Source organism: Sphingomonas arabinosi (assembly GCF_036663715.1).
Taxonomy (GTDB): Bacteria; Pseudomonadota; Alphaproteobacteria; order Sphingomonadales; family Sphingomonadaceae; genus Sphingomonas.
The window spans coordinates 84996-111785 of record NZ_JAXOJN010000007.1; the positions used below are offsets into that span (position 1 = coordinate 84996).

Consider the following 26790-nt stretch of genomic DNA (forward strand, 5'->3'; position numbering starts at 1 on the left):
TTCCTGCCCCCCGCTTTCGCGGGGGAACCTAGGCGTCGGCGCTAAGCGATCCACTGCAAATTCTTCTGCTCCCCTCCCTGGAAGGGAGGGGTTGGGGGTGGGTCGGCTTGTTGGCGGACGTCGTGCTTCCCAAGCGGCCTACCCACCCCCTGCCCCTCCCTTTCAGGGAGGGGAGACCGTTGGGGTTGGGCGGACTTGGGCGCATTCCTCCAGTTCGCGAATGGTTTACCAGATCCGAACGCGTTGCTCCAGGGTAAGGTACAGCTTCTGCCCAGCGGTCGGCTTGTACGCCGCGTACCAGGGGTCGAGGTTCCGCACGACCCACGCGCGCTGCTGCGACGGGGAGTGAGGATCGGTCAGCAAGCGGTTGCGAAGGTTGGCTTCGCGGTAGTTGCGGCGCCAGACCTGCGCCCAGCCGAGGTAGAAGCGCTGGTCGCCGGTGAAGCCGTCGATCACCGGTGCCGCCTTGCCGCCGAGCGCGGTGTGGTACGCATCGTACGCCACCGTCAGACCCGCGAGATCGGCGATGTTCTCGCCCATCGTGAGCTGGCCCTTCACGTGCATGCCGGGGAGCGGTTCGTAGGCATCATATTGCGCGCCGAGCTTGCCGGTGAGTGCGTTGAAGCCGGCGATGTCCTTCACCGTCCACCAGTCGGTGAGCTGACCCTTGGCGTCGTATTTCGAGCCCTGGTCGTCGAAATGATGGCTCAGCTCGTGGCCGATCACCGCGCCGATACCGCCGTAATTGACCGCGTCGTCGGCCTTCGGATCGAAGAACGGCGGCTGAAGGATCGCGGCGGGGAAGACGATCTCGACCATGCCGAAATTGGCGTAGGCGTTCACCGTCATCGGTGTCATGCCCCATTCCCAGCGCTGCAACGGCTTGCCGAGCTTGGAAATATTGTCCTGGTGCTGCCATTCGTTCGCGCGCCATTCGTTGCCGAACGCATCGCCGCTCGTGATTTCCAGGCCTGAGAAATCCCTCCACTGGCTGGGATAGCCGATCTTGGGCGTGAACGCGGCGAGCTTGGCGTGCGCCTTGACCTTCGTCTCGGGCGCCATCCATTCGAGCTTGTCGATCCGGCGACCCATCGCGGCGAGCACGTTCTTGACCAGCGTGTCCGCCGCAGCCTTGGTCTCGGGCGGGAAATACTGCGCGACGTAGAGCTTGCTGACCTCATCATCGAGCGCGCCGCTGGTGAACTGCACGCCCCGCTTCCAGCGCGCCTCCTGCTCGGGCGTGCCGCCAAGGACGGTGCCGTAGAACGCGAACTGCTCGGCATCGAACGCCTTGGGGAGGACGTCGGCATAGCCGTCGAGCGAGCGCAGGATCAGCTGGTCCTTGAGCACACCGATCGGCGCGGTCGAGACGAGCTTGGCGATGCCGGTGATCGCCGAGGGCTGGGCGACGATGACGGTCGGGACGGGCGTGCCGATCCCCTTGAAATAGGCGACGAAATCGAAGCCGGGCGCGCGCTTGGCGAGATCGGCGACGGTCATCTTGTTGTAGGTTTTGGTGGCGTCGCGGCTGTCGACGCGGGTCCAGCTGACCTTGGCGATCTCGGTCTCGAATGCGAGCAAGGCGGTGGCGCGGGCCTCGGCATTGGGTTCGCCGGCGAGCGTCAGCATCTTGACGATGTGCGCGCGGTAGGCGTTCCGCGCCTCGACCAGTTTCGCGTCCGCGCTGAGGTAATAATCGCGGTCGGGGAGGCCGAGGCCGGACTGGCCTAGCGAGAGCGCGTATTGCTCAGGGGACTTGTCGTCCTGGCCGACGCCGCCGCCGAACGGACCGCGGATGCCGGCGCGGTCGGCTTCGGCGAGCAGCGACGGGTATTGCGCGCGGTTGGTCATCGCGGCGATCTTCTTGAGCCAGGGACGGATCGGCGCGAGACCCTTGGCCTCGATCGTGCCGGTGTCGAGATAGGTCGCGTAGGCGCGGCCGATCTTCGAGTTCGGGTCCTTGGCGGCGGTGTCGAGGATGCCGCGGGTGCGGCTCTCGGACAGGTCGGAGAGGAGGTTGAACGAGCCGTAGTTCGACTTGTCGGCAGGGATCGGGGTGGTCTTGGACCAGTTGCCGTTGGCGTAAGTGTAGAAGTCGTTGCCGGGCTGGACGGACTTGTCCATGCCCTTCTCGTCGAAGCCGAAGGTGCCGAATTGGGCGCCGGTCGAGCTGGCGGGCGCTGGCGGGGTCGGCTCAGCCGTTTGCGAGATGGCGGCGGTGACGCCGGTGATGGCGGTTGCGGCGAGAAGGCCGGCGACGATGAACGACTTCATGGGGTTCTCCGGGAGAAGCTTAGTCAAACACTATACCGTTCGCCGATGCCGTTCCCCTGCGAAAGCAGGGCCCCAGGGTCACGCACGGCGTCTTTCGTGACCCTAGGCTCCCGCTTTCGCGGGAGAACGGTAGGGGCGTCCGTTACCAGATACGGACTCGGTTGGCGGGGGCTAGGTAGCTGGCCTCGCCGGGCTTGGCGCCGAACGCGGCGTACCACGGGTCGAGGTTGCGGACCGTGAGGACGCGCTGGTGGCCCGGCGAATGCGGGTCGGACAACAAAGTCTGCTGGAGCGCGGCGTCGCGGAACTTGGTGCGCCAGACGCCGGCCCAGCCGTAATAGAAGCGCTGGTCGCCGGTCGTGCCGTCGATGATCGGTGCGGGCTTGCCGCCGAGCGACTTGTGATACGCGTCGTACGCCACCGTGAGGCCGGCGAGATCGGCGATGTTCTCGCCGAGCGTCAGGCCGCCCTGGATGTGCTGACCGGGCAGCGGTTCGTACGCGTCGTACTGCTTCACGAGCGCATCGGTGAACACCTTGAAGCGGGCGACGTCCTGCGGCGTCCACCAGTCGGTGAGCTTGCCGTTGAGGTCGTATTTGCGGCCTTGATCGTCGAAGTGGTGGCTGATCTCGTGACCGATCACCGCGCCGATGCCGCCGTAATTGACCGCCGGGTCGGCCTTCGGATCGAAGAACGGCGGCTGGAGGATCGCGGCCGGGAAGACGACCTCGTTCATCGTCGGGTTGGCGTAGGCGTTGATCGTCATCGGCGTCATGAACCATTCGCCGCGATCGATCGGCTGGCCGAGCTTCTTGAGGTCGCGATCATATTCGAATGCGTTGGCGCGCGACACGTTACCGACGAGATCGCCACGCTGGATCTGAAGCGCGTAATAATCGCGCCACTTGTCCGGATAACCGATCTTCGGGGTGAAGGCGGCCAGCTTGGCGAGCGCCTTGGTCTTGGTTTCGGGCGCCATCCATTCGAGGTTTTTGAGGCGCTCGCCCATCGCCGCGATGACGTTCTTGACGAGGTCGTCGGCGGCGGCCTTCGACGCTGGCGGGAAATACTTCGCGACGTATTGCTGGCCGATCGCCTCGCCCATCGCGCCCGACACGGTCGACACGCCACGCTTCCAGCGGACCTGCTGCTCGGGCGTGCCGGAAAGTGTGGTGCCGTAGAAGGCGAAGTTGGTCTTGTCGAAATCGCTCGACAGATACGGCGCGTACGACCGCAGCACCTTGAGCATCGCATAGTCCTGCAGGACGTTGATCGGCGTATCGGCGAACACCTTCGCCTCGCCGGTCAGCGCGCTCGGCTGTGCGACGAGGTAAAACGGACGGCCGGTGACGCCCATCGCGGTCATGTACTGCGCCCAAGGGAAGCCCGGTGCCTTCGCGGCGAAATCGGCGGCGGTCCACTTGTTGTAGGTCTTGTCGGCGTCGCGGCTCTCGATCCGGGTCCAGTGCGCGGTGGCGAGGCCCTTCTCCATATTGAAGACGGCAGCGGCGCGGGTTGCTGCGTTGGGCTCGCCGGCCAGCGTCAGCATCCGCGTCAGATACGCCTGATACGCGGTGCGGATCGTCGCGAGCTTCGCGTCGTCCTTCAGGTAATAATCGCGATCGGGGAGGCCGATGCCGCTCTGGCCGAGACCAACGACATAGGTGGTCGGGTCCTTGTCGTCCTGCTGCACGCCGACGCCGACGAGGCCGCCGACGCCCTGGCGCTGGAGCTTGGCGATCTCGGTGACGAGCGCGGTCTTATCCTTGGTCGCCTTGATCGCGGCGAGCATCGGCTTGACCGGCGTGGCGCCCTTCGCGTTCACCGCCGCCTCGTCCATGAAGCTGGTGTAGAACTCGCCGACCTTGTCGCCCGGGGTCTTCGCGGCGCCGTCGAGGATCGTGCGGGTGCGCTCGAGCGACAGGTCCTGGAGGACGTGGAACATCCCGTAGGACGAGCGATCGGCGGGGATCGGCGTGTTCTTCACCCAGCCGCCGTTGGCGTAATCGAAGAAGTCGGTGCCCGGCGTCACGCTGGTATCGCGGCCTGCCATGTCGAAGCCGAAATCGCCGATCTGCGGCTTGTTGGCATCCTTGGGCGCGACGGGGCCTTTGGCGGCCTTGGCCAGCGCCGGCGACGGGGCAGCTTGGTTCGGGCCGGTCTGATTGGTCTGGGCGATGGCCGAAGCGGCGGACGCGAGCAGGATCACGGTAACAATCGACTTACGCATCTAAAAAACCTCGGGAAGGACTTCAGGATGCCGCGTGTTCTACGCCGATAGGACGGTCCGTCAATTCCAAGCGGTGTCAAATGTTACGAAATACTATGCCGTACGATTATCGTGCCGATGCCGCCACTTGCGCGCGATCCATAGGCGCCAGCCGAGCGCGCTGAGCGCATAGCCACCGACCGAGCAGACGACCGTGATGACCAGCAGACCGAGGGCGGTGGCGGGGCCAGCCTGCATCAGCCACGGGATCCATTCGGTGCGTGCAGCAGCATCGGCGACCGGCTGGCCGGGAACGTGATCGTCGAGCCGCAGCAGCGACGATCCGATCCAATAGGCCGCGATCCACAGCGGTGGGGTGGTCAGCGGATTGGTGATGAAGGTGGTCAGCGCCGCGGTCGGCACATTGGCACGAAACGGCAGCGCGAAGATCGCCGCAACCGGCGTCTGCGCGACCGGGATCAGGATCCCCGCGACCATCCCGAGCGCGACGCCGCGGGGAACCGATCGCCGCGTGAAGCGCCAGAGTTCGGGCGCGAGGACGCGGTGCGCGACCGGCCGCAGCAGCCGGTTCCGCTCCATCGATTCGCGGGTCGGCAGGTTGCGATGCGACCACGCCGCGAGGCGTCCGAAGATACTGCCCGGCGCCTTCGACACAGGCTATCCGCGATCCCGCATGATCCGGCCCTGCTCGCGCTTCCAGTCCTGTTCCTTCACCGAATCGCGCTTGTCGTGGTTCTGCTTGCCCTTGGCGAGCGCGAGTTCGATCTTCGCACGGCCCTTCGAGTTGAAGTAGATCATCAGCGGGACCAGCGTCATGCCCTGGCGCGCGACCGCACCGAACATCTTGTTGATCTCGCGCTCGTGCAGCAGCAGTTTGCGCGGCCGCTTGGGCTCGTGGTTGAAGCGGTTGCCGTGGCTGAATTCGGGGATGTTCGAATTGACCAGGACGACGTTCTTGCCCTTCACCTCGGCATAGGCCTCGGCGATCGAGCCCTCGCCGCCACGCAGCGCCTTCACCTCGGTGCCGGTGAGCGCGATGCCCGCCTCGAACACCTGCTCGATGTAGTAATCATACCGCGCGCGCCGGTTCTCGGCGACGATCTTGGTCTTCTCGAAGGTCGGGGGTTTGGGACGTGCCATGGGACGCGCGATGTAGGAGGTCGCGAGGCTTAGGGGAAGCGGTGGTGGTGATGGCGATGGCGTTATTCCTGCGTGCCGTTCTCCGCATCTTCTTCGCCCCTCCCTGACAGGGAGGGGTTGGGGGTGGGTCGGGTTCCGCATATCCGAACCGTGGTGACTCGAGCCGGCCTACCCACCCCCTGCCCCTCCCTTCCAGGGAGGGGGGACCGTAGTGGCCTGTTCGAAGACCTGCCCGTCCCTTCCAGGGGGCCGTGGTGGTCTGGTCAGACCAGGTGCGCGTGCTCGAGCGCTGCATCGACCGCCGCGCGAGAAACCTCACCGGCGGGGGTCATCGGCAGGCGGAGGGTTTCGGGAAAGCCACCGCGTACCTTAGTCATCGCGTATTTCACCGGGCCCGGCGAAGCGTCTGTGAACAGCGCTTCGTGGAGCGGGTAAAGCTGGTCCTGATACGCCAGCGCTTTGACGAAATCGCCCGACTGGCACGCCGCCTGGAACTCCGCACAGAGCTTCGGCGCAACGTTGGCGGTCACCGAGATGCATCCGGTGCCACCCATGACGTTGAACGCCAGCGCCATGTCGTCATTCCCCGACAGCTGGCAAAAGTCCGGCCCACACGACGCGCGGTGCTGCGAGACGCGGGCGAGGACGCCACTGGCATCCTTCACGCCGACGAAGACGTCGGGGAATGCCTTCACGATCCGCGCGAGAGTCGCGGGCTGGATGTCCGTCACGGTCCGCGCGGGGACGTTGTAGAGGATGATCGGCAGCGGGGTCGTCTGCGCGAGCGCTTCGAAATGGCGGAAGATGCCCTCCTGCCCCGGCCGGTTGTAATAGGGTGGCACCATCAGAGCGGCATCGGCTCCGGCGTCCTTTGCGGCGCGCAGGTTGGCCGAAGCGACACGCGTATCGTTCGAACCTGCGCCGGCGATCACCGGCACGCGGCCCTTCGCCTGATCGACGCAAACGCGAACGACGTGGAAGTGTTCGTCATACGACAGCGTCGCCGCTTCCCCGGTGGTGCCGCACGCGACCAGCCCCGACGAGCCCTCCGCTATCTGCCACTCGATGAAGTCGCGATAGGCCGTTTCGTCGAAGCTGCCGTCGGCGGCGAACGGCGTGACGAGCGCCGGAATAGATCCTGAAAACATGCGGTAGCCTGCATCCATTCTAGAAGAAAAGTCTGGCCTGTTGCGCCAAATACCGGGCGAAATCCGGATTTCGTTCAGGACAGATACGGGTTCGATCCCTATGCTGTCCACATGGTAGCATCGATGTTTAAAACGAGCCTTCTTCTCGCAGCTGTGGCGGGGACGGTCGCCGCGTCCGGAGGCGGTCAGCAGACGCTGGATCGCTACAGCACGCAACTTGCCAATATGGGGCCGCAGGCTCAACCGATGGCGACGGACGGCGCGATCGCCTCAACGATCGCGCAATGGCGCGCGTTGCAGCAGACCGATGCGTTGCCGTTCGACAGTTACGCGGGGTTCCTGATGGCACATCCGGGCTGGCCGAACGAGGCCGCGAACCGGCGTGCGGCCGAGCGTAAGGCGGCCACCGGGTCGCCGACCAGCGTGGTCGCGTTCTTCCGTCGGTATCCGCCGCAATCGGCTTCGGGCGGGGTCGCCTATGCGCGGGCTTTGCAGGCGACGGGGGCGCGGGACCAGGCCTATGCGGCGGTGCGGACGGCGTGGCGCAGCAGCGGGCTGACGCCGACCGACGAGGCGATGGTGACGTCGGGCTTTCCCGGTGCGCTGACGCCGGAAGATCAGGACGCGAGGATGGATGCGCTGTTGTGGGCGGGCCAGACCGGCGCGGCGCAGCGGCAGATCGTTTGGACCAGCGCCGCGCGACGGCCGATATTCCAGGCGCGGCTGGCGTTCCGGACGAATGCGCCGAACGCGTCGGATATCTCGGCCTCGACGCAGAGCTTGTATGCGAACGACGCGGGCTATGTCGCGGACCGTGCGCAGTGGTTGCGCAATTCGGGTGCGAGCCCTTCGGCGCGGGCGTGGCTGGCGCGGCCTCGGTCGCTGACGACGCGGCCGGGCAATGCCGCGGAATGGTACGAGGTGCTCGTCACCAACGCGAACGGCGCGGCGAACGACGGGCAGTATCAGGTCGCTTACGACATCGCGCGGCAGATCGACGACGCGTATCCGTTCGGTACCGACGTCTCGACGAAATCCTATGCCGAGCGTGACGAATATACCAATCTCGCCTGGCTCGGCGGACGAGTGGCGATGAAGCAGCTCGGGCGGCCGGCCGATGCGATGACGCTATTCGACCGGTACGCGCGCGGCTCGCGCTCGCCTCAGGTGCGGTCGAAGGGCTATTACTGGGCGGGCCGTGCGGCGGAGGCGGCCGGGTTGGCACCTCAGGCGGCGGCGTTCTACGGCCAGGCGGCGGGATACCGCGATCAATATTACGGGCAGCTGGCGAACGAGCGGACCGGGCGCCCGCTGGTCGCACCGCCATCGGTCGCTTCGGTCGCCGTCGATCCGGCAGCGCGGGCGGCGTTCGACCGGCGCGAGACGGTGCGCGCGGTGAAGTTCCTGGGGCAGATCAACGACTGGCAGGACCAGACCGCGTTCGTCCGCCAAATCGCGGCGGACGCGACGACCGACACCGACCACCTGCTCGCTGCTGAGCTGTCGAAGAGCATCAACCGGCCCGATCTCGGCGTGATGGTCGGGCGGAGTGCGTTGACGAACGGGCTCAGCGATTACTCCGCGGTGGGCTTCCCGATGGTGTCGGTGCCGGCGGGGTATGAAAGCAACTGGACAATGATCCACGCGATCTCGCGGCAGGAAAGCCAGTTCGATCGCGCCGCGGTGTCGCATGCAGGGGCTCGTGGACTGATGCAGCTGATGCCGGCAACCGCGCGCGAACAGTCGGGGAAGATCGGCCTCGCCTATAACCAGGCTGCGCTGACGACCGATCCGAACATGTCGATCATGCTGGGGTCGAGCTACTTCCAGCGCGTGTATGCCAATTACGGCAGCTATCCGTTGGCGGTGGCGGCGTATAACGCGGGCGGCGGCAACGTGAACAAATGGCTCCGCGCGAACGGCGACCCGCGGACCGGCTCGGTCGATATCATCGATTGGGTCGAGGCTATCCCGTACCAGGAGACGCGCAACTACGTGCAGCGCGTGCTGGAGAATGCGGTGGTCTACGATCTGATGAACCCCGCGCGGGCGAAGAGCCGGGGGGCGGCACGGTTGTCGTGGTATCTGGGGAAGAACCGGCCGGGTTGATCGCTGAAGAGTATTGGCAAGCGCATGGATCGCCCGAACTACATCACCCCTGCCGGCTACACCGTCTTGCGCGAGGAGTACGAACACCTGCTTGCCGGCGAGCGACCGAAGCTGGTCGAGGTCATCTCCTGGGCGGCGGGAAACGGCGACCGGTCCGAGAACGGCGACTATATCTACGGCCGCAAACGGTTGCGCGAGATCGACCGGCGGCTGGGGTGGCTTTCGAAGCGGATGAAGGCGGCGAAGGTCGTCGATCCCGCCGCGCAGGAAGACCGCTCGCGTGTTTGGTTCGGGGCCTGCGTGACGGTTGCCGACGAGGACGACGTGGAGCGCGTGCTGACCTTGGTAGGCGACGACGAGACCGACGCGAGCAACGGGCGGATCGGCTGGAACTCGCCGTTCGCGCGCGCCCTGCGCGGGGCGGCGATCGGCGACGTGCGGCGGGTCGATCTCCCTGCGGGCGAACGCGAGCACGAGGTCGTCGCGATTGCGTATCCCTGATAGGTGATCCCTCGCAAGGCCGAGGATAGCGAGTTCGATGTGAACGGTCCGTTTCGGTTTCAGTTGATTGACCCGACCCCGCCCCCGTATGACGTTTCGCCAACGCAACGACACTGAGGACTCCGCCATGCCGATACCCGCCACCTGGTCCGCCCGCCTGCTGAGCGTCATGCGCATCGTCGTCGCGCTGGTGTTCTTCAGCCACGGCATCTCGAAGTTCTCCGGCCTGCCGCCCTTCCCGATGCCGATGAACCCGCTGCTCTACGTTGCGGGCGCACTCGAAGTCGTCGGCGGCGGCATGCTGATCATCGGCCTGTTCACGCGACCGGTGGCGTTCGTGCTGTCGGGCATGTCCGCGGTCGCGTATTTCATGGCGCACATGCCGAAGGGCCCCTTCCCGATCGCCAATGGCGGCGAGGCCGCGGTGCTGTACTGTTTCGTGTTCCTGTACCTCGCCGCAGCGGGTGGCGGCGCGTGGAGCGTGGACGCGCGGCGCACCCGCGGCTAACCTCGCGCGCATGATCGATACCACAACGCGCAACGTCGCCCTCCTGATCGACGCGGACAATGCCTCCGCCGCGACCCTCGACCCGGTGCTGACCGTCCTTGCCGAACTCGGCACGGTAAACGTCCGGCGGGTGTACGGCAACTGGTCCAAGCCCGCGCTGAAGGCGTGGAGCGACATGTCGATCAAGCACGGCATCGAGCCGCAGCAGCAGTTCGACCTGACCAAGGGCAAGAACGCGACCGACATGAAGATGACGATCGACGCGATGGACCTCTTGTTCCGCGGGCGCATTGACGGCTTCGGGATCATGTCGTCGGACAGCGACTTCATGCCGCTCGCGACGCGCATCCGCCAGGACGGCATCCCGGTGTATGGGTTCGGCACGAGCCGTACGCCGGAGGGATTTCGGCAGGCTTGCACGCGATTCATCGACGTCGGCGCGCTAAACGAGACATCTCAGGCGATGCCCGCGCCGGCCCCTGCCCCCGTTGCTGGCGAGAAGGCAGCGGCGCCGGCGCCGGTCGCTCGACCGAAGACCGCGCAGCCGATCGACGAGCAGGTCATCAAGCTGCTGATCGACGCGTACAACGCCGTGAAGCGCGACGAGAAGGGCTATGCCAGCGTCGCCGAACTCGGCCAGCTGGCGGGCAACCGATCGAGCTTCGATGCGCGGAATTACGGGTTCAACCGGCTGTCGGACCTGATCGAGACGATCCCGAACTTCCAGCATGAGCGGCGTGAGGGTGGCCGTTCGTTCGTGAAGCGGTTGCGATAGACTTCCCCCCTCCCTGGAAGGGAGGGGTCGGGGGTGGGTCGGCGTCCGCAAATCCGAACCGTGGGGACACAAGCTGGCCTACCCACCCCCAGCCCCTCCCTTCCAGGGAGGGGAGCGCGTTTCGCCTCAACCCGTCGGCTGCAACCGCCCGCCTGGCTCGCTCATACCGTGCGCCTGTTCCTCGCTATCATCCGGCACGACCAGCGCGCCCTTCCGCCAATTGCCGTAGCGATAATACCACGCGGCAATCGCCAGCGTCGCCAGCGACCCGAGCGGGAAGCTCCACCACAGCGCATCCGCCCCGAGCCAAGGCTTCGCCAGCAACGCAAAGCCGATCCGCACCGGATACAGCGCGACGATCAGCGCGATCAGCGGCGCGATCACCGCGCCGTTCGCGCGGACCGTCGAGAACAGCACCATCGTCATGCCGAACAGGATGAAGTTCCAGCTCGCGATCAGCTGGATATGCCGCGCGATCGGCAGCGCGGGGCTGTCGTTGCCGATGAACAACGTCATTACCGGCCGGTCGAACAGGATGACGACTCCGACCATCGCGCCGGTCAGCGCAACGTTGAACAGCAGGCCGTATTTGGTGATGTCGCCGACCCGGTCCCAGCGGCCCGCGCCGATATTCTGCGCCGCCATCGAACTGACCGCGGCGCCGATCGCGAGCGCGGGCATCTGGATGTAGGTCCACAGCTGTTGCGACACGGCATAGGCCGCCGCGGTATCGACGCCGAGTCGGTTGACCAGCCCGACCATCGCGAGGCCCGCGGTCGACATGACCAGCATCTGCGCACCCATCGGCAGGCCCTTCCGGACGATCGTCCCGGTCAGCGCGCGCTCGGGGATGAGGTAGCGGAGTTCGTTGCCGCGAAGCCTCAGCGGCAGGTCGCGTTTGTAGATATAGACGATCAGCCCGAGCAACGAGACGTGGCTGGCGACCAGCGTCGCGGTCGCCGAGCCGGCGATGCCCATCTGCGGAAACGGTCCGATACCGGCGATCAGCAACGGGTTGAGCGCGCTGTCCAGGATCGCGCTGAGCAGCATGAACCAGAGCGGCGTCATCGAATCCCCGGTGCCGCGGAGCCCCATCATCAGCAGCACCATCATCATCGACGCTGGCAGCCCGAGGAAAATCACGCGGAGGTAGGCGAGCGCGAGCGGCATCGCGTCGCCGGGGGTGGCGAGCAGGTGCAGGATCTCGGGCGCGAATATCCAGCCGAGCGCCGCAATGACGATCGCCCCGGCGAGGACCAGGCCGACGGCGGATCCGAACGCGCGGCGTGCGCCTTCGAGATCGTGGCGGCCGAAGCTCTGGCCGACCAGGATCGTCGCGGCCATGCCGAACCCGAACACCGCGCCGAAGGTGAGGAACATGATGATGTTGGCGTTCGAGGTCGCGGCGAGTGCGCCTTCGCCGAGGTAGCGCCCGACCCAGATCGCGTTGATCGAGCCGTTGAGGGATTGGAGGATGTTCGAGCCGAGCGTCGGGAGGGCGAACGCGAGGAGCGTGCGGCCGATGTGACCGGTGGTGAGATCGCGCTGGCCGGGTTTGCTGCGGGAATGGGTTTCGGTCTTGCCGCTGGACGGATCCCGATCGTCGGCGCGTGTCTCGACGTTGGATGGCAGGTCGCTCACACAGTCTCTCCGTCAGGCCGGTTTCCGGTGTCCACCGGCGGACGGTCGAGCGCCCTCTCAAGCTTCGTCCTAGCGGCGGAGTGAACGCTGGAACAAGCGGGTAGGTCCGCTGCTCCGAACAACTATGCCGCCCCGGCGAAGGCCGGGGTCCAATTGGAAGGTCATAGTAACGGAGCGCCGCCGCAGTTTGCAACGTCACCCAATTGGGCCCCGGCCTTCGCCGGGGGGGATATTGTTAGAGCGCGGCGGTCTTCAACCACGCATTCCCCTCCCGCTTGCGGGAGGGGAGCAGGTCAGCCTAGGCGTCCGAGTGCCGCGTGCAGCCGCGCGGCTTCGGCGGCCTTGTCGGCGTGGTCGGCCTTGGCCTTTTCCACCGCCTCGGGCTTGGCGCGTTCGACGAAGCTGGCGTTGCCGAGACGACCCGACAAAGCATCGCGCTCCTTCTCCGCTGCCGCGATCGCTTTGGTCAGGCGGGCGCGTTCGGAGTCTAAGTCGATGACGCCTTCGAGGGGGAGAACGAACGTCGCTTCGTCGACCACGACCTGTGCCGCGCCGCCGGTGGCTTCGCCCTCGGCATGCGTGACGCGGGCGAGACGGGCGAGCGCGGGGGCTTGGCGCTGAAGCCGCGCCAGCGTCGCCGCATTCGCATCGCGGACGTGGAGCGGCAGTCGCGCGCCCGGCGGCACGTTCAGTTCGTTGCGCGCGGTGCGGATTTCCTGAACCAGGCGGATCAGCCAGTCGACTTCCTTGCTCGCTTCCGGATCGAGCGAGCGCGCGTCCGCCATCGGCCACTGTGCGACGATCAGGTCGTGCTCGCGCGGGTGGGTGGGGTCGGCCATCGCGTGCCACAGCTCTTCGGTGATGAACGGCATGAACGGGTGGAGAATGACCAGGATCTGGTCGAGCACCCAGCCGGCGACGGCCTTCGATTCGTCGTCGATCTGGCCGCGCTCTTCGCCGACCATCTGCGGCTTGATCAGTTCGAGATACCAGTCGCAGAACCGGCTCCACGCGAATTGGTAAATCGCGTTGGCGGCGCCGTCGAAGCGGTAATCGGCGAGCGCGAGGTCGACCGTCTGCACGGTCGCGATCGTCTCGGCGATGATCCACTTGTTGACCGCGAGTTCCGCCCGCGGAGCCTCCAGCGTCGTGCTGGCGACGATGCCGTTGGCCTGTGCGAAGCGCGCGGCGTTCCACAGCTTGGTCGCGAAGTTGCGATAGCCTTCAACGCGCTTCTCATCCATCTTGATGTCGCGACCCTGGCTCTCCATCGCCGCCATGAAGAAGCGCAGCGCGTCGGCGCCGTATTTGTCGATCAGGCCCAGCGGGTTGACGACGTTGCCCTTGGACTTGGACATCTTCGCGCCGTCCGCCGCGCGGACCAGGCCGTGGAGGTAGAGCGTGCGGAACGGCACGTCCTTCATGAAGTGCAGCCCCTGCATCATCATCCGCGCGTTCCAGAAGAACAGGATGTCGAAGCCGGAAATGAGAACGTCGTTCGGGTAGCGCCCGTTAAGACTTCCTCCCCGCCCGCTTGCGGGAGGGGATTGAGGGGTGGGCTCGCGCTCACCTGCATCGGTGCCGCTCGAGGAGAGCGCGAGCCCACCCCCGGCCCCTCCCGCTTGCGGGAGGGGGGAAGAAGAGCCGTCCCAGCCGAGCGTCGCGAAGGGCCAGAGCGCGCTGGAGAACCACGTGTCGAGCACATCGGGATCGCGCGTTAGCGTCACGCCCTCACCCGCCAGAGCCTGCGCTCCGACCTCGGTTTCCGCCACATACGGCGTACCGTCCGGACCGAACCATGCCGGGATCTGGTGCCCCCACCAAAGCTGGCGCGACACGCACCAGGGCTGGACGTTGTCCATCCAGTTGAAGAACGTCTTCTCCCAGGTCTTCGGCACGATATCGATCGCGCCGGTCCGCACCGCCTCGATCGCCGGCTGCGCGAGAGTCTTCGCATCGACATACCATTGGTCGGTCAGCCACGGCTCGATCACCACGCCCGAGCGGTCGCCATATGGGGTCTGGATCGTGCGCGGTTCGGCGTCGTGCTCGACACCCTCCTTGTCGACATGCGCGATCAGGAAGCCTTCCTCCTTGAGCCGCGCAACGATGGCCTTGCGCGCCTCCGCGGTCGTAAGTCCAAGAAGGTCGTCCGGGATCAGCCCGTCCGACACCTGCACGACGCGCGCCTTCGCATCGAGCATGTTGAGCATCGACCCGGCAGCCATCCCTGCCCGCTTGCCGACCTCGAAATCGTTGAAGTCGTGGCCCGGCGTGATCTTCACCGCGCCCGAGCCGAGCTCCGGATCGGCATGGTCGTCGGCAATGATTGGGATCAGGCGTCCGGTGATCGGCAGCTTCACCTGCTTGCCGATCAGCGCGGTGTAGCGCTCGTCCGCGCCATTCACAGCCACCGCCATGTCGGCGAGCATCGTCTCGGGCCGCGTGGTCGCGACCTCGATGAAGCCCGATCCGTCTTCGAGCGGATAGCGCAGGTGCCAGAAGCTGCCCTTGATCTCGCGCGTCTCGACCTCGAGGTCGCTGATCGCGGTGCCGAGGCCGGGGTCCCAGTTCACGAGGCGCTTGTCGCGGTAGAGGAGACCCTGCGCGTGGAGGTCGACGAACACCTTGATGACGGCCTTCGAAAAGCCCTCGTCCATCGTGAAGCGTTCGTTCGCCCAGTCCATCGAGCACCCGAGCCGGCGGAGCTGCTGCGTGATCTCGCCGCCGCTCTCTTCCTTCCACGCCCAGACCTTCGCAACGAACTCTTCGCGCGTCAGGTCGGTGCGCTTCTGCGGCGGGGTCAGCGCGCCCATCTGGCGCTCGACGACCATCTGCGTGGCGATGCCGGCGTGATCGGTGCCGACCACCCACAAGGCATCCTTGCCCTTCAACCGCGCGTGGCGTGTGAGGATGTCCTGCAACGTGTTGTCGAGCGCGTGGCCGATGTGCAGCGAGCCCGTGACGTTGGGCGGCGGGTTGACGATCGTCCAGGGCTCGGCGTTCGGACGGTCGGGCCGGAACTGGCCGCTTGCCTCCCAATGCGCGTACCAGCGCGATTCGATGGAGGCCGGGTCGAAGGTTTTGGGAAGCTCGCTCATGCCCGAGCCTTAGCGGGCGTGTCGGGGCTAGGCCAGCCTTAGGGGAGCGTGTGGTTTGTTGGAATGTGCGTCGCCGCTCCACAACCGGCCGACCCACCCCCGGCCCCTCCCTTTCAGGGAGGGGAGCAGTCCAACGTCAGGGCTGCTGGTTCATGATCTTGGCGATCTCGCGCGAGACCATGTCCTCGACCATGTTGGGGAGGTTCGCATCGATCCATTCGCGCAGCATCGGGCGGAGCATCTCGCGGACCAACCCTTCGAGTGTGCCGTCATTGCCTGACTCGGGTTTTACCATCATCCGCGTCAACGCTTCGAGCGGCGCGCGCGTTGCAGCAGCGGTGTGGCGCGATACGATTGGCTCGGCCGTGGCATCGGTCGCCAGCTGTGGCTTTGCGCTCGGCGCGGCCTTTGGCGGTGTCACTTGGGGGGCCATCTGCGGAGCGGCGTGGCGTGGTTCGGACGGGGTATCGACGGAGGCAGGCACCGGGGACTTGGGCGAGCGCGGCGTACGATCGGGCATGGGGTCGCTCAGCTCGAGAATCTCGTCGTCGTCGTGATCGCCGTCGAGAAACGCAGGCTCGAAATCGACCGGCGCAGTCGTCGTACGCGAAGGCCGACGCGAACGGCCCGGCGTGTCGCCCTCTTCCGCGATGATGCGTTTGATCGACGAGAGGATTTCCTCCATCGACGGCTCGCCGTTGACATCCCCCATCCGGACCATCCCAAACCCCGTTGCCCCGCGCGCCCCTATTGGCGGCTCGGTGCATCCTTACCTGTCGTCAAGGCGGGGTTCCTGTCAACCGGCGTATCGAGCAACGGGTCGGCTTGTGGCGCGACCGTGGCGTCCTGTGCGGGCGATTGCGCCGTGCGGGTCGCGACCGGCACTGGCTCGCCGTCTCCGCCGAAATCCCAGATCTTGCGGCGGACGCGATTATAGTTCGCGACCGGGTCGTACAGCACACCGCCGTCGAGCCCCAGGTCGCGTGCCTCGGCCTGTCCCATTGCGGCCAACAGCGCGAAGCCCGCGACATACGCGTCGCGGCGCGCGGTCACGAGCGTCACCTGGCTGTTGAGCAATTCCTGCTCGGCGTTGAGGATGTCGAGGATCGTCCGCGTGCCAACGCTGTTCTCGGCACGGACACCTTCGAGGCTGAGCTTGTTCGCATTGACCGCGGTTTCGGACGACTGGATCACCTGCTCGGACGAACGCCACACGGCATAGGCGGAGCGCGCTTGCGCGATCACGTTGCGCTCGGTCGCGGTGACGTTCTCGATCGCGCGCGACTGGAACGCCTCGGCCTGGCGAACCTGCGCGGCGGGACGCCCGCCCTGGAACAGCGGCAGCGTCAGCGAAAGTCCGGCCTGCACCGCCTTGTTGGCGTTCGGAATACCGCTGACGCCGGCGGGCACCGCTGCGATCGAGCCGAGGTAATTGGTGTAGCTCGCGCCACCGACCGCGCTGATCTGCGGCAGGCGGCTCGCGCGGGCGACGCCGACGTCGTAGCGGCTCGCGTCCCGCTCCTTGGCCGCTGCGATCAGCACCGGATTATTGTCGATCGCGACGGTCACGGCCGAGGCCGGGCTGTCGGGCAGATGCGGCAGAGTCGGTGGGGTATCGAGCGTGCCCGGCGGGGTCCCGACGAACCGGATATAGCTTTCACGGCTCGAGATCAGATTGGCCTGCGCGGACTGGAGCTGGGCGCGGGCGAGCGCGAGGCGCGCCTCGGACTGCGCTACGTCCGTGCGGGTCAGGTCGCCGACCTGGAAACGATCGCGGCTGGCCTGGAGATTGACGTCGAGGACGCGGACGTTCTGCGTGTTCAAGCCGACGATCGCCTCGTCGCGGATCACGTCCATGTACGCCGCGACGACGTTCGTAAACAGATCGGCTTCGGTACCGCGCAGCGTCGCGCGGCCACCCTCGACGCGGGTCTTTGCCGCCGCAACCGAATTGCGGACCTGCCCGCCGAGGTACAACGGGACCGACACGTTTGCCCGCGCCACCGCCTGGCGAGGCGGCGCGACGAAGTTGTTCTGGCCGGTGACGAGGAATTCGGTGAGATCGCCGGTCGCGTTGGCCGACGGCAGCCCCGAAGCGCGCGCGATCGGCACGTTCTCGTCCGTCGCGCGCAGGGTGGCACGCTGGGCGGTGATCGTCGGGTTGGTGTTGTACGCCTTGACCAACGCCTCTCGCAGCGTTTCCGCCTGGAGTGGTGCAGCGCTATACGTCAGCGCAACACCGAGAAGCAGGCTACGGATATGCGCGGCGCGGGCCATGGCTTAACTCAGAACCGGAAGGGTTTGGGAGCGTCGAAGCCGGGAAGGCCAACGCATTCGACATCGACGAACGCCGCAAGCGCGAACCCGCCATCGGTCTTGCGCCCCGATGCGAGCCGGGTCAGTCCGCGCTCGGCGATGCCAGCGGTGACGCGACCGCCCGACTTGACCTGTGCGATCAACGCGTCGGGTACGGTCTCGATCGCGCCGTCGACGATCAGCACGTCATAAGGCGCGCCGGCGGCGTGGCCGTCCTGCATCGGAGCTTCGACGAGTTCGACGTTGCCGGTCCCGGTCCCGGCGAGTGCGCCTCGAGCGATCGCGAGCAAGGCGGGGTCGCTCTCGACCGCCACGACCGAGCCGACGATCTCGGCCAGCACCGCGGCGGTGTAGCCCGTCGCAGCCCCGATCAGGAGGACACGGTCCGTCGCGGTCAGATAGGCCTCGGTCAGCAACCGACCGGTCGCCATCGGTAGGTTGGCGTAGCGCCCGCCGCCCAGCGGGATCGTCGCATCGCGATATGCGAGCGCGCGAACGTCGGCGGGCATGAACGCCTCGCGCGGTACGCGCCCCATCGCCGCGACGACGCGCTGGTCGTTCACCGCGTTGGTGCGCAACTGGCTTGCCACCATCGCATGACGCATCGTGTCGAAGGTCGCGGGGGCTAAGGACACGGTGGTCCCGCCGATGTCATGGGTATCGGCTGCGAGCGAGGGGGTATCGAGAGTCGTCGTCGTCATGGCGCATCCTGTCGCACAACTGTTTTAGCCACGCAATACACTTGTTTCGGACCAATCCGATATCGCGCGGCCGGATATGACGCGTCTGTTACCGTGTGGGCGCGGCAACGCCAAGCATCGGTTGATCGGATTTCGCCACGTTTGGCGGCCGGAAACGGTATGGAAGACGCCCCGCCCGCCCGTGTGACACCGAGATGCCGCGGACGGGGCGCCGAGGGTGCACGCGAAATCGCCGGCAACACCTCTGCTGCGGGCTTAGCACCTTAGCTCGGACTCGTCGTGCGAAATGACCCGTCGTTGCGCGTTTCCGGACGAGTCGCGGGGGTGCCCCTCGCGGGGTCGCCGCGACCTGGGGCCTTCTCGATGTCGTGCAGCACCTGGGTCGGCGACCCCAGCACTGCGTTACGTGCGCGCAGGCTCGCCTCGAGAAAGGGTTTGGTAAGCGCCATGAACCGCCGCGGCGTCATGCCCAGGAACGTCGTCGCATCGCGCAGGAAATGCGACGCATCGAAATAGGAACGGTCGATCGAGCCATAGTCCGCCTCGCCACCAGCCATCATCAACCGGACGAACGAGCGCAGAAAGCGTGCGCGCAACAACAGCATCTTGGGCGGAAATCCGAAATGGCGCACCGACAATCGACGCAGCGCGTGCGTCGGCATGTCGAGCCGGGCGGCGGCCGACGCGATGTCGGTCGGACCGTCGGTCGCCAATACCTCCATCAGCCGCCTGATCTGCGGCGCATCGGCGTGCGGCGGCCCCAGCCGCGCGAGCAGCATCGCATCCAGAATAGGCGCGACCGCCGCATCGCTCGACGCCCCCTGCAACGCAGATACGAGATCGCGTGTGAAGGCCTTGCCCAACACGTCCTCCAGCGGAACGACCCGGTTGCGGAAATCGACCGCCGATCGGCGGAACAGTCGCGCCCACCCCAGCGCGCTGACGCCGAAGCCGATCATCACGCCACCGTGAGTCACGGCCTTCAACGCCTGACTGGTCGGCCCGAACAAGCTCGCCACCGGGAGGGGATCGTAGGTCCGCCGACCGATCGACACCGCGATCGGCCCGGCATCGATCGCGATCCGGACGTTGGCGGTCGCGGGGAGGAACCAGTCCACCTGCCCCGTCCCCGGCCCCGTGCCCCGATCGGCGTTGGAGCGATAGACGTGATACCCGGTGATATAGTCCGCCAGCGCCGCCGCAGGGCGGTCATACCGGATCGCCATGCCGAACGGCATCGCAAACACATCCTCGTCCACGCCCGTCGTATTCGTTCCGCCCGCAATCATTTCCGTCTTCAAGCGCCTGCCCCCAAGCCATTGCCGCAATTGCACTTAACCTTAGGCAAAGTCGCATAGCGGCGCGAGTCACCATCGCCGCGCCCGGCGCGACGTAACACGGCAGGTTTTAGCAAGGGCGACCGTGGCATCACCACCAGCACAGGATTATTCCGTCGCGAGCGACAACGGCGGTTGACCGCAGCCAAAAAACGAAGCATTTGCGCCGCCTTCACGCAATCGGGGCCCGATGGCGGAGTGGTGACGTAGAGGACTGCAAATCCTCGCACCCGGGTTCGATTCCCGGTCGGGCCTCCAAATTGTCGAACGTTATCTTTCAGACACTTAGTGTTGCCTGATTAGGTCTCGTCTCGGATTTCGTCGACCGTTGGCCGGCTGAACCGTCTGAAATGAGGAAGGCGTACGGGCAGCTTTGCGCACCGTAGACCTCCCCCCTCATCAGTGTGCCGGAGTGGCGGTATTGAAGCACCGCGCAAAGGAAGGCTCCCACGTCAGGATCAGCACGATAACTTTCGGATCCACCTTATGGAGTGGGACGTACTAGACGCCCCCCTTCAACTACATATTGCCGCTATTAGACTTGATCTGCGCCCATTTAGCCGCGGTTTCAGCCTTGGCGTAAAGACGGCGCGCTTCCGATAGATTGCTCGACGTCCATTTGTCGGGGGCCAACGCAATGAACCTGAGTGTTCTGTCGATCTGCTCCTGCCGCTGGCGGCGCATGGTCGGCGTGATGCTGTTGTCGAAAAGACCCAGGCTGCCACCTATCGGATTTATAGGAGGAAGCACGGCGCCGCGCGGCGACCCGGTGGTATAGTTCGCATTCGGGCCTGTAACGATGAACTGAGCAGGGGAAATGGTGGCGCAAGAGGCAAGACCCAATGCAGCAAGTATCCTCATCATAGAACATCTCCTAACACTACAACCAAAACTGACTGAAGCGACGATAGGTTGCAAGTGCGTATCGCTGCAGGTTCCGCTACTTCCCCCCGTCGCCCCCATTTCCCGGGAAGGTACATCTGCAGACAGCATAAGCGAAGTTGCCGACCTGACCGCTCCCCTATTAGTGTTGTCACAATAGGTGCCTGCTCGGACACGTCAGGGCGAAACGCAATTTCTCGCAGCACCAGTTCACCGGTTTTTGCCCATTTTCGCGGTGGTTCGACCTGAGCTGCAATACGGAACGCTCACGCAGTGCGACATCGACGCGGCGGCGGGTCGCGATTCAGCCAGACGTTTTGCAATCAATCCATCGCTTGCCACTCCAAACGCTCCAATCCAGTCTTGAGTACCGGCGGCGTCGCGGACGTCGGGGCTTTCGTATCGCGCCATGGCGCCGACGTCGGTTGTAGCACTGGCGCATCCTTGCATTCGATGCGGATCTCGGCTGTGGCTCGGACATGAATATTCCCGCGGCGTATCATTCGGTTATTATCTGGATTGGAGACGGCACCGGCCTTCCGGATGCGATTCTTCATATCCATGCCGGGCTCATCATTCTCATGCTCGTACGGCTCGTCAGCGGCCGGTCATTGGGCACGTTCATCCCCTTGTCGTTCGTGGTCCTTGCGGAACTTGGGAACGAGACGCTCGACTACCTGAACTACGGCATGCGCTGGGCCGACACGCTTTCCGATATCGGCAACACCATATTCTGGCCCCTGGTAATCAGCCTGGGCGTGAGATTGCGTCCCATGGTGCGACGAGATCGGATCGCGGACTGACAAGGCGGTCGGCGTCATCCCGAACGACGCGACAGCGCGGTTCGACTGGGTAGGTATCGGGCGTGACCGCTCGCGATGTCCCGTTACCGACGGAAACGGCTCGCTCGAGAAAAGGGAATAACGCGTGCGAGCCGCAGTCCGGATGGCCGGATACGGTCTTGGGACGTAACCAGCCAAAGAATTATGCACCCGCAAACGCCCGGGATCAAGCGCTTTTTCGAACACAGAGTATGCCGACACGCCTTGGTGACGAGCCAAAGAGTAATGGCGTGCCGACATACCCGCGCATCAACTACCGGACGGGCATGTCGGACGCATTATCGGGGTATTTGAATGCTTTGCGGCAGGATCGTCTACCGAAAAGACAAAAAGGTCAGATCAGGGCGTCGAGCAGGCCGATAAGCGGGCGATCGGCGGGCGGCATCGGTAGGTCGTGCATTTCGTTCGGCTTCACCCAGCGTAGCGCGGTCGCTTCGAGCGCACGCGGCACGCCGGTCCATTTGCGCGTGATGTAAAGCAACAGCAGCAGGTGGCGGTCGCCGAGCGGTGCGCTGGCGAAGGCGGCGGGCGCGAGGCAGGCGTGCGGCACCGCGATCGCCAACTCCTCCTCGAGTTCGCGGATCAGCGCCGCCTCGGGCGTTTCGCCGGGCTCGACCTTGCCGCCGGGAAACTCCCAGAGGCCCGCAAGCGACTTGCCCTCCGGACGCTGCCGGAGAAGCACGCGGCCTTCGAGATCGACCAGCGCAGCCGCTACGACGGGCAGCAGCAACGGTGCCGCGGGCATAGGTCCCGAGACGGACGGATCATTGGTCATTTCTTAATTTCCCCGCGATTACATCGCATTCATGAGCCCTATATCCGTCGCGACGCATGCCGTCATCCGAACGATCGTCCGCGTGCGACGCGACAAACGGGGCGCTACCGCGATCGAATACGGGCTGATCATCGCCGTCGTCGTAATCGCGATGATCGCGGGCCTCACCGCACTCGCCGATAGCACGACGGGCATATGGAGCGATGTCAGCACGAAGGTCGAGGCGGCGGTTCATTGAGCCGAACGGGAAAGGCGATCCGTTTTAAACCTTTGTCAACCAACCACTTGTATCGCTCGAACCGCTAATCCGGTCCGTCCGGTGCAGCCGGGTGACACTGATGCAATCGAAACGATGGAGACCGGAATGACGACGATCCGCAAGTTTTTTAAGGATTCCAAGGGTGCGACCGCAATCGAGTACGGCCTGATCGCCGCGCTGATCGCCGTTGCCGCAATCGCCGCAATGACGAACCTCGGTACTAGCGTGGGCGGAACGTTCAATAACGTCAGCACGAAGCTCAACACGTCGATCAAATAGTAAACGAACGATCTCCGGATCGAATAGGGCGGCGGAACCTCGGTTCCGTCGCCCTTTCTACGTGGGTCAGAGACGACCCATCTTGAGGAACTTGGCCTGACGGTCCTTGCGCAGTTCGGTCGGCGTGAGCGAGGTGAGGTCCCTCAGCGCAGACGACAGCGCATCGGCCAGAGACTCGATCGCGGCTGCACGGTCGCGGTGCGCGCCACCCAGGGGCTCGGGTACGATGTCGTCGATAACGCCGAACGACTTCAAGTCCTGTGCAGTGATCCGCATCGCCTCCGCCGCCTCGGGTGCCTTGTCGGCGGTGCGCCACAGGATCGAGGCACAGCCTTCGGGGCTGATCACCGAATAGACCGCGTGTTCGAACATCAGCACGCGGTTGCCCGCGGCGAGCGCGACCGCGCCCCCAGAGCCGCCCTCGCCGACGATCGCCGAGACGATCGGCACGCCGGCGTTGAGGCAGGCTTCGGTCGAACGGGCGATCGCCTCGGCCTGGCCGCGCTCTTCGGCTTGGATGCCGGGGAACGCGCCGGAGGTGTCGACCAAGGTCACGATCGGCAGGCCGAACCGGTCGGCGAGTTCGACGAGGCGGATCGCCTTGCGATAGCCCTCGGGCTTGCCCATGCCGAAATTGTGACGGAGGCGGCTGGCGGTGTCGTCGCCCTTCTCATGGCCGAGTACCATGATCTTTCGGCCCCGGAAGGTCGCGAAGCCGCCGATGATCGCCTGATCGTCGCCGAATGCGCGGTCGCCCGCGAGCGGCACGAACTCGTCGAACAGCGCGGCGACGTAATCCTTGAAGTGCGGGCGCTCGGGATGGCGCGCGACCTGCGTCTTCTGCCACGGGGTCAGGCGCGCGAAGGTGTCCTTCAGCAGCTTGTCGGACTTCGACTGCAAGCGGGCGATGTCGGCGGCGAGGTCGACGCTGCCTTCGGCAGCGGTGTCGCGGAGTTCGTCGATCCGGCCCTGGAGTTCGGCGATCGGTTTCTCGAAGTCGAGGAAGCTTGGCATAGGCGGCGGTTACGGCGCGGGCGCGTCCGCGTCAACGAGGTGGCAGGTCTGCCAGCGGATGGCGGGTGTTGACGAGTTCGACGAGACGGCTCGAATCGACGTGCGTGTAGATCTCGGTTGTGGCGATATCCGCGTGGCCGAGCATCGATTGCAGCGCGCGCAGGTCGGCGCCGCCTGCCAGCAGATGCGTGGCGAAGGCGTGCCGCAGGACGTGCGGGCTGACGCGATCGGGGGGAATGCCGGCTTCGGCGGCGATTGCCTTGACGAGCTGGTACAGGCGGATGCGGGACAAATGGCCCTTGCCCGAGGGGAAAAGCCAAAGCCGGTCGGTCGCGACATAGGTGCGCCATACCGCGACGGCAGCGCGCGCGCGGTCGGAGATGGGGACGAGGCGCTCGCGGCCGCCCTTGCCGCGCAGGATCAGGAACGGGCGATCGGGGTGGACCGCGTTGCGCGGCAGGCTGACGAGCTCGGTCGCGCGCAGGCCGGAGCCGTAGAGGAGTTCGAACAGGGCGGAGAGGCGGAGGTCGTTGGGATCCAGCGGATCGCGCGCGGCGCGTTCGGCGATCGCGGCGAACAGGCGGTCCACATCCGCGTGACTGAGAATCTTCGGCAAGGTGCGCGCGGTGCCGGGCCGGGGCAGCGCCTTGCCGGGGTCGTCGGTGCGGTGGCCTTCGTCGGCGAGGAACGCAAAGAAACGGCGGAGCGAGGCGGACTTTCGTCCCACGGTCGAGCGGGACAAGGCCGACCATCCGCTCGCCACCTTGGCCAGCGCATCCGCATCCGCCTCGACCAAGCCGCCTTCGAGCGCCTGCGAGGCAAGCGTCAGGTCGCTGCGATAGGCGGCGACGGTGTTAGGCGCCGCCCCTGCCTCCGCCGCCATCATCTCCAGGAACCGATCGATCAGCGCACGGTCGGTCGCGTGCGTCACGCCCGCGCGATCGCCTCGGCCGCGATCATACGCGCCTCGCCGTCGAGACCGACGCCGCGGAGTGCGCCGACGATGCGGTACAAGGCTTCCGGGGGAATGTCCTTCCAGCTCGCCGCTTGCATACCGACCGCCGCGAGCAGGACGACCGTCCCGGCTTGGCCGTCGCGTGCAGCACGATCGAGCGCGCGGGTCCATGCATTGTCCGCGCCGATACGGACGCCGAGCGACTGCGCCGCGCGTTCGATATCGCCTTGGCTGAGACGGCCGAGGCCTGCGAGACCCGCGAACAACATGCGCTGCTTCAACGCCGAATCACCTGCGCCGCCAGTGTAGGAGGCGAGGTCGGAATAGCTGAGGCGGCGGTATGCGTCGGGGTCGCTGAGCGCGATCATCGCCCAGGCGTCACTGCCGACGGGTACCGAGCCCAGCCAGCGAGCCGCGGTACGATCGAGCCCGGCGGACAGCATCGATGCCACCAAACGATCGGCTTCGGCCTTCGCGAGATTGGGGTTGAGCCGGGAAGCCGCGCGTGCGGTCAGGACGAGTCGCGCATAGCTCGGCCGGGCATTCGCGCCGCCCCACAACTGACGCAGGGCGTTTAGCCGGGAGTCCGGATTGCGATCGGCGTAGGCGGTCTGGAGATCGTTGGCGGTCGCGGTCGCAATGCTCTGCGCATCGTCGTCGGTCGCAGCGGCAGCATAGAGATCGACGAGCGCGGCGCTGGATAGCACCCCCTGCCCCGCCGCAGCTTCGGCCGGGGCCAATCGGTCGCCGAGCGCGACGGACGGCGACAGCGCCTGCCAGTATTTAACCTGCGGCCCCGCCGTGCCGTACAGCTCGTCCGGCACCGTGACTCCGGTCGCCATCGCCAGCCCGAACCGCCATGCGGTCAGCCGGTCGACGCCGTCCCATTCGATCGTCACGGCCTGACGCCCCTGCGCGCCGGCGCCGACGACCTTCTGCGCGAGCAGCAGATCGACGCCGCTGGCGACGTTGCGGCGCTTTGCGGTCGCGACCAGCGGGCTCGCCTGTGCGGGATTGCCCGACAGCCCGGCGCACATCGCCTGTGCCATCGTCCAGCCGCGTGCCGGAGCGTACCGCATCGCGCCTGTCACCAGCGGGCACAGGCCAGCCGGATCGCCGGTCGCCAGCGCGGTGTTCATCGCGACCTGATAGAGTTTGGGCGTATAATTATCGGTGTCGACGCTCTGCGCGACAGCCCGCGCGGCGACTGATTCGCCCATCCTTAGCAACAGCCACGCGCGCTCGGCGGCGAAGTCGGCGCCGTTGGTGCGACTGGGCGTATCGACATGCGACGCCAGCGCGCGGCGCAACAGGATCGACATCCAGCGCGACGGCAGCGGCGCACTGAGGCGGCGCATCAGCGTCTCGACATATTGGCCGTCCGCCTCACCGAACGCATCGGTATCGAGCCCGCCCTGGCTGGCCGTGACCGGCCCCACGGTGGCAAGCGAGCGACGCGCGAACTCCGGCATCTCGTACCGTGCCAGCACGGCCGGATCGATCGGCGCGGGCGTCGCGACGGGTGGCGCCAACGGCGCGTCGGTCGGTGTCGTCGGCGGCAACGGCTGGATCATCGCACCCGGCTGTGCGGGTGCCGGCGACGGGGCACTCGGCTGGGTCGTACCAGTCGGACGCGCAGGCTGCGTACCCGTCGGAGGCGTGGGTCGCGGTGCTGGCGCAGGGGTCGGCTCGCCGAATCCCGGTGGCAGGATCGATTCGGGACGATCCTGGCCGATGGCGGGCGCCAGCGCGACTAGAGCTCCGACGGCAACCGCCGCCGCAAGGGATGCCTTAAGAGAGGTTCGCAAGCGTCACGGCCTTCTCGACGCGGCTCTGCGGACGCTCGGTCGCGCGCCCGGCCAGCAGGAACAGGCCGCCGACCACCACGACAAGAACGACGACGACCGAGACGATGAAACGGGACATACGACGTAACCTTGTAGTGGACAAAACAGGCGCCAAGAGCTTTTGCCCTCGCGCGGAGCCGCTGTATAGCGCGGGCT

General features: G+C 66.0%; 24 protein-coding genes and 1 tRNA gene. 8 read left to right on the top strand and 17 right to left on the bottom strand.

Annotated features, from left to right (window positions below):
• Nucleotides 1-225 precede the first annotated feature (225 nt).
• From U1708_RS13010 to dapA, 5 genes are all read right to left on the bottom strand, one after another.
• A complete protein-coding gene (locus U1708_RS13010) occupies nt 226-2274 on the bottom strand; it encodes a M13 family metallopeptidase (protein WP_332746288.1) in 2049 nt (682 codons plus the stop codon).
• A 142-nt stretch (nt 2275-2416) separates the two neighbouring features.
• A complete protein-coding gene (locus U1708_RS13015; protein ID WP_332746289.1) occupies nt 2417-4504 on the bottom strand; it encodes a M13 family metallopeptidase in 2088 nt (695 codons plus the stop codon).
• A gap of 93 nt (nt 4505-4597) precedes the next feature.
• Nucleotides 4598-5137, bottom strand: a complete 540-nt coding sequence (locus U1708_RS13020) for a DUF2062 domain-containing protein (RefSeq protein ID WP_443030050.1) — start codon at nt 5135-5137, stop codon at nt 4598-4600.
• A gap of 24 nt (nt 5138-5161) precedes the next feature.
• Entirely contained in the window at nt 5162-5644 is a 483-nt protein-coding gene (gene smpB, locus U1708_RS13025; protein WP_055879372.1) for an SsrA-binding protein SmpB, read from the bottom strand.
• 263 nt (nt 5645-5907) lie between these two features.
• Nucleotides 5908-6792 carry a 4-hydroxy-tetrahydrodipicolinate synthase gene (gene dapA, locus U1708_RS13030; RefSeq protein ID WP_332746290.1) on the bottom strand — a complete coding sequence of 295 codons (885 nt, stop codon included), beginning with the start codon at nt 6790-6792 and terminating at the stop codon, nt 5908-5910.
• Between the two features lie 111 nt (nt 6793-6903).
• On the opposite strand from dapA, the gene U1708_RS13035 reads away from it, so the two are divergent.
• From U1708_RS13035 to U1708_RS13050, 4 genes are all read left to right on the top strand, one after another.
• On the top strand, nt 6904-8901 hold the full coding sequence (locus tag U1708_RS13035) for a lytic transglycosylase domain-containing protein (protein WP_332746291.1): 1998 nt from the start codon (nt 6904-6906) through the stop codon (nt 8899-8901).
• Between the two features lie 24 nt (nt 8902-8925).
• The gene (gene greB / locus U1708_RS13040; protein WP_332746292.1) at nt 8926-9402 is read left to right on the top strand and encodes a transcription elongation factor GreB; all 477 of its coding nucleotides are present in this window, start codon (nt 8926-8928) and stop codon (nt 9400-9402) included.
• Nucleotides 9403-9490: 88 nt separating this feature from the next.
• Nucleotides 9491-9910 (top strand): DoxX family protein, encoded by a 420-nt coding sequence (locus tag U1708_RS13045; protein WP_443030046.1) that lies wholly within the window; start codon nt 9491-9493, stop codon nt 9908-9910.
• A 10-nt stretch (nt 9911-9920) separates the two neighbouring features.
• Nucleotides 9921-10685, top strand: coding sequence for an NYN domain-containing protein (locus U1708_RS13050; protein WP_332746293.1), 765 nt, complete (start codon nt 9921-9923; stop codon nt 10683-10685).
• A 126-nt stretch (nt 10686-10811) separates the two neighbouring features.
• Here the strand turns inward: U1708_RS13050 and U1708_RS13055 are convergent, their stop codons facing one another.
• The 6 genes from U1708_RS13055 to U1708_RS13080 all read right to left on the bottom strand — a co-directional run bounded on the left by U1708_RS13055 (nt 10812) and on the right by U1708_RS13080 (nt 19745).
• The gene (locus U1708_RS13055; protein WP_443030047.1) at nt 10812-12326 is read right to left on the bottom strand and encodes an MATE family efflux transporter; all 1515 of its coding nucleotides are present in this window, start codon (nt 12324-12326) and stop codon (nt 10812-10814) included.
• Nucleotides 12327-12619: 293 nt separating this feature from the next.
• Nucleotides 12620-15427, bottom strand: a complete 2808-nt coding sequence (locus tag U1708_RS13060; protein WP_332746294.1) for a valine--tRNA ligase — start codon at nt 15425-15427, stop codon at nt 12620-12622.
• Between the two features lie 136 nt (nt 15428-15563).
• Nucleotides 15564-16139, bottom strand: a complete 576-nt coding sequence (locus tag U1708_RS13065; RefSeq protein ID WP_332746295.1) for a DUF2497 domain-containing protein — start codon at nt 16137-16139, stop codon at nt 15564-15566.
• A 35-nt stretch (nt 16140-16174) separates the two neighbouring features.
• On the bottom strand, nt 16175-17704 hold the full coding sequence (locus tag U1708_RS13070) for a TolC family outer membrane protein (protein ID WP_332746296.1): 1530 nt from the start codon (nt 17702-17704) through the stop codon (nt 16175-16177).
• Nucleotides 17705-17712: 8 nt separating this feature from the next.
• Nucleotides 17713-18348: a protein-L-isoaspartate O-methyltransferase family protein gene (locus tag U1708_RS13075; protein WP_332746417.1), complete on the bottom strand. Its 636-nt coding sequence runs from the start codon at nt 18346-18348 to the stop codon at nt 17713-17715.
• A gap of 359 nt (nt 18349-18707) precedes the next feature.
• Entirely contained in the window at nt 18708-19745 is a 1038-nt protein-coding gene (locus U1708_RS13080) for a helix-turn-helix domain-containing protein (protein WP_332746297.1), read from the bottom strand.
• 220 nt (nt 19746-19965) lie between these two features.
• On the opposite strand from U1708_RS13080, the gene U1708_RS13085 reads away from it, so the two are divergent.
• A tRNA-Cys gene (locus U1708_RS13085) sits at nt 19966-20039 on the top strand.
• Between the two features lie 261 nt (nt 20040-20300).
• Here U1708_RS13085 and U1708_RS13090 read toward each other — a convergent pair.
• Nucleotides 20301-20642 (bottom strand): hypothetical protein, encoded by a 342-nt coding sequence (locus U1708_RS13090; RefSeq protein WP_332746298.1) that lies wholly within the window; start codon nt 20640-20642, stop codon nt 20301-20303.
• Nucleotides 20643-21142: 500 nt separating this feature from the next.
• On the opposite strand from U1708_RS13090, the gene U1708_RS13095 reads away from it, so the two are divergent.
• Complete coding sequence (locus U1708_RS13095) at nt 21143-21466, top strand: hypothetical protein (RefSeq protein WP_307084071.1); 324 nt, start codon at nt 21143-21145, stop codon at nt 21464-21466.
• Nucleotides 21467-21839: 373 nt separating this feature from the next.
• Here the strand turns inward: U1708_RS13095 and U1708_RS13100 are convergent, their stop codons facing one another.
• Nucleotides 21840-22280 carry a (deoxy)nucleoside triphosphate pyrophosphohydrolase gene (locus U1708_RS13100; RefSeq protein ID WP_332746299.1) on the bottom strand — a complete coding sequence of 147 codons (441 nt, stop codon included), beginning with the start codon at nt 22278-22280 and terminating at the stop codon, nt 21840-21842.
• Nucleotides 22281-22311: 31 nt separating this feature from the next.
• Between U1708_RS13100 and U1708_RS13105 the strand changes: the two genes are divergently transcribed.
• Both U1708_RS13105 and U1708_RS13110 read left to right on the top strand, forming a co-directional pair.
• A complete protein-coding gene (locus tag U1708_RS13105; RefSeq protein ID WP_332746300.1) occupies nt 22312-22518 on the top strand; it encodes a Flp family type IVb pilin in 207 nt (68 codons plus the stop codon).
• Between the two features lie 126 nt (nt 22519-22644).
• Nucleotides 22645-22818, top strand: a complete 174-nt coding sequence (locus tag U1708_RS13110) for a Flp family type IVb pilin (RefSeq protein WP_332746301.1) — start codon at nt 22645-22647, stop codon at nt 22816-22818.
• Between the two features lie 66 nt (nt 22819-22884).
• On the opposite strand, the gene U1708_RS13115 is transcribed toward U1708_RS13110, so the two are convergent.
• The 4 genes from U1708_RS13115 to U1708_RS13130 are packed head-to-tail and all read right to left on the bottom strand — an operon-like array spanning nt 22885 to nt 26713.
• Nucleotides 22885-23832, bottom strand: coding sequence for an acetyl-CoA carboxylase carboxyltransferase subunit alpha (locus tag U1708_RS13115; RefSeq protein WP_332746302.1), 948 nt, complete (start codon nt 23830-23832; stop codon nt 22885-22887).
• Nucleotides 23833-23863: 31 nt separating this feature from the next.
• Nucleotides 23864-24763 (bottom strand): tyrosine-type recombinase/integrase, encoded by a 900-nt coding sequence (locus U1708_RS13120; RefSeq protein ID WP_332746303.1) that lies wholly within the window; start codon nt 24761-24763, stop codon nt 23864-23866.
• A complete protein-coding gene (locus U1708_RS13125) occupies nt 24760-26595 on the bottom strand; it encodes a hypothetical protein (protein WP_332746304.1) in 1836 nt (611 codons plus the stop codon). Before U1708_RS13125 ends, U1708_RS13120 begins: the two co-directional genes overlap by 4 nt.
• Entirely contained in the window at nt 26579-26713 is a 135-nt protein-coding gene (locus U1708_RS13130; protein WP_267904487.1) for a hypothetical protein, read from the bottom strand. The genes U1708_RS13125 and U1708_RS13130 overlap by 17 nt, the downstream gene beginning before the upstream one ends.
• Nucleotides 26714-26790 lie beyond the last annotated feature (77 nt).

What these genes read in the sequence shown, in the direction of transcription:
- U1708_RS13010 (WP_332746288.1), bottom strand. Translation starts at nt 2,274, where the DNA reads ATGAAGTCGTTCATCGTCGCCGGCCTTCTCGCCGCAACCGCCATCACC.
- U1708_RS13015 (WP_332746289.1), bottom strand. Translation starts at nt 4,504, where the DNA reads ATGCGTAAGTCGATTGTTACCGTGATCCTGCTCGCGTCCGCCGCTTCG.
- smpB (WP_055879372.1), bottom strand. Translation starts at nt 5,644, where the DNA reads ATGGCACGTCCCAAACCCCCGACCTTCGAGAAGACCAAGATCGTCGCC.
- dapA (WP_332746290.1), bottom strand. Translation starts at nt 6,792, where the DNA reads ATGTTTTCAGGATCTATTCCGGCGCTCGTCACGCCGTTCGCCGCCGAC.
- U1708_RS13035 (WP_332746291.1), top strand. Translation starts at nt 6,904, where the DNA reads ATGGTAGCATCGATGTTTAAAACGAGCCTTCTTCTCGCAGCTGTGGCG.
- greB (WP_332746292.1), top strand. Translation starts at nt 8,926, where the DNA reads ATGGATCGCCCGAACTACATCACCCCTGCCGGCTACACCGTCTTGCGC.
- U1708_RS13045 (WP_443030046.1), top strand. Translation starts at nt 9,491, where the DNA reads ATGACGTTTCGCCAACGCAACGACACTGAGGACTCCGCCATGCCGATA.
- U1708_RS13050 (WP_332746293.1), top strand. Translation starts at nt 9,921, where the DNA reads ATGATCGATACCACAACGCGCAACGTCGCCCTCCTGATCGACGCGGAC.
- U1708_RS13060 (WP_332746294.1), bottom strand. Translation starts at nt 15,427, where the DNA reads ATGAGCGAGCTTCCCAAAACCTTCGACCCGGCCTCCATCGAATCGCGC.
- U1708_RS13065 (WP_332746295.1), bottom strand. Translation starts at nt 16,139, where the DNA reads ATGGGGGATGTCAACGGCGAGCCGTCGATGGAGGAAATCCTCTCGTCG.
- U1708_RS13070 (WP_332746296.1), bottom strand. Translation starts at nt 17,704, where the DNA reads ATGGCCCGCGCCGCGCATATCCGTAGCCTGCTTCTCGGTGTTGCGCTG.
- U1708_RS13075 (WP_332746417.1), bottom strand. Translation starts at nt 18,348, where the DNA reads ATGCGTCATGCGATGGTGGCAAGCCAGTTGCGCACCAACGCGGTGAAC.
- U1708_RS13090 (WP_332746298.1), bottom strand. Translation starts at nt 20,642, where the DNA reads ATGAGGATACTTGCTGCATTGGGTCTTGCCTCTTGCGCCACCATTTCC.
- U1708_RS13095 (WP_307084071.1), top strand. Translation starts at nt 21,143, where the DNA reads ATGAATATTCCCGCGGCGTATCATTCGGTTATTATCTGGATTGGAGAC.
- U1708_RS13100 (WP_332746299.1), bottom strand. Translation starts at nt 22,280, where the DNA reads ATGACCAATGATCCGTCCGTCTCGGGACCTATGCCCGCGGCACCGTTG.
- U1708_RS13105 (WP_332746300.1), top strand. Translation starts at nt 22,312, where the DNA reads ATGAGCCCTATATCCGTCGCGACGCATGCCGTCATCCGAACGATCGTC.
- U1708_RS13110 (WP_332746301.1), top strand. Translation starts at nt 22,645, where the DNA reads ATGACGACGATCCGCAAGTTTTTTAAGGATTCCAAGGGTGCGACCGCA.
- U1708_RS13115 (WP_332746302.1), bottom strand. Translation starts at nt 23,832, where the DNA reads ATGCCAAGCTTCCTCGACTTCGAGAAACCGATCGCCGAACTCCAGGGC.
- U1708_RS13130 (WP_267904487.1), bottom strand. Translation starts at nt 26,713, where the DNA reads ATGTCCCGTTTCATCGTCTCGGTCGTCGTCGTTCTTGTCGTGGTGGTC.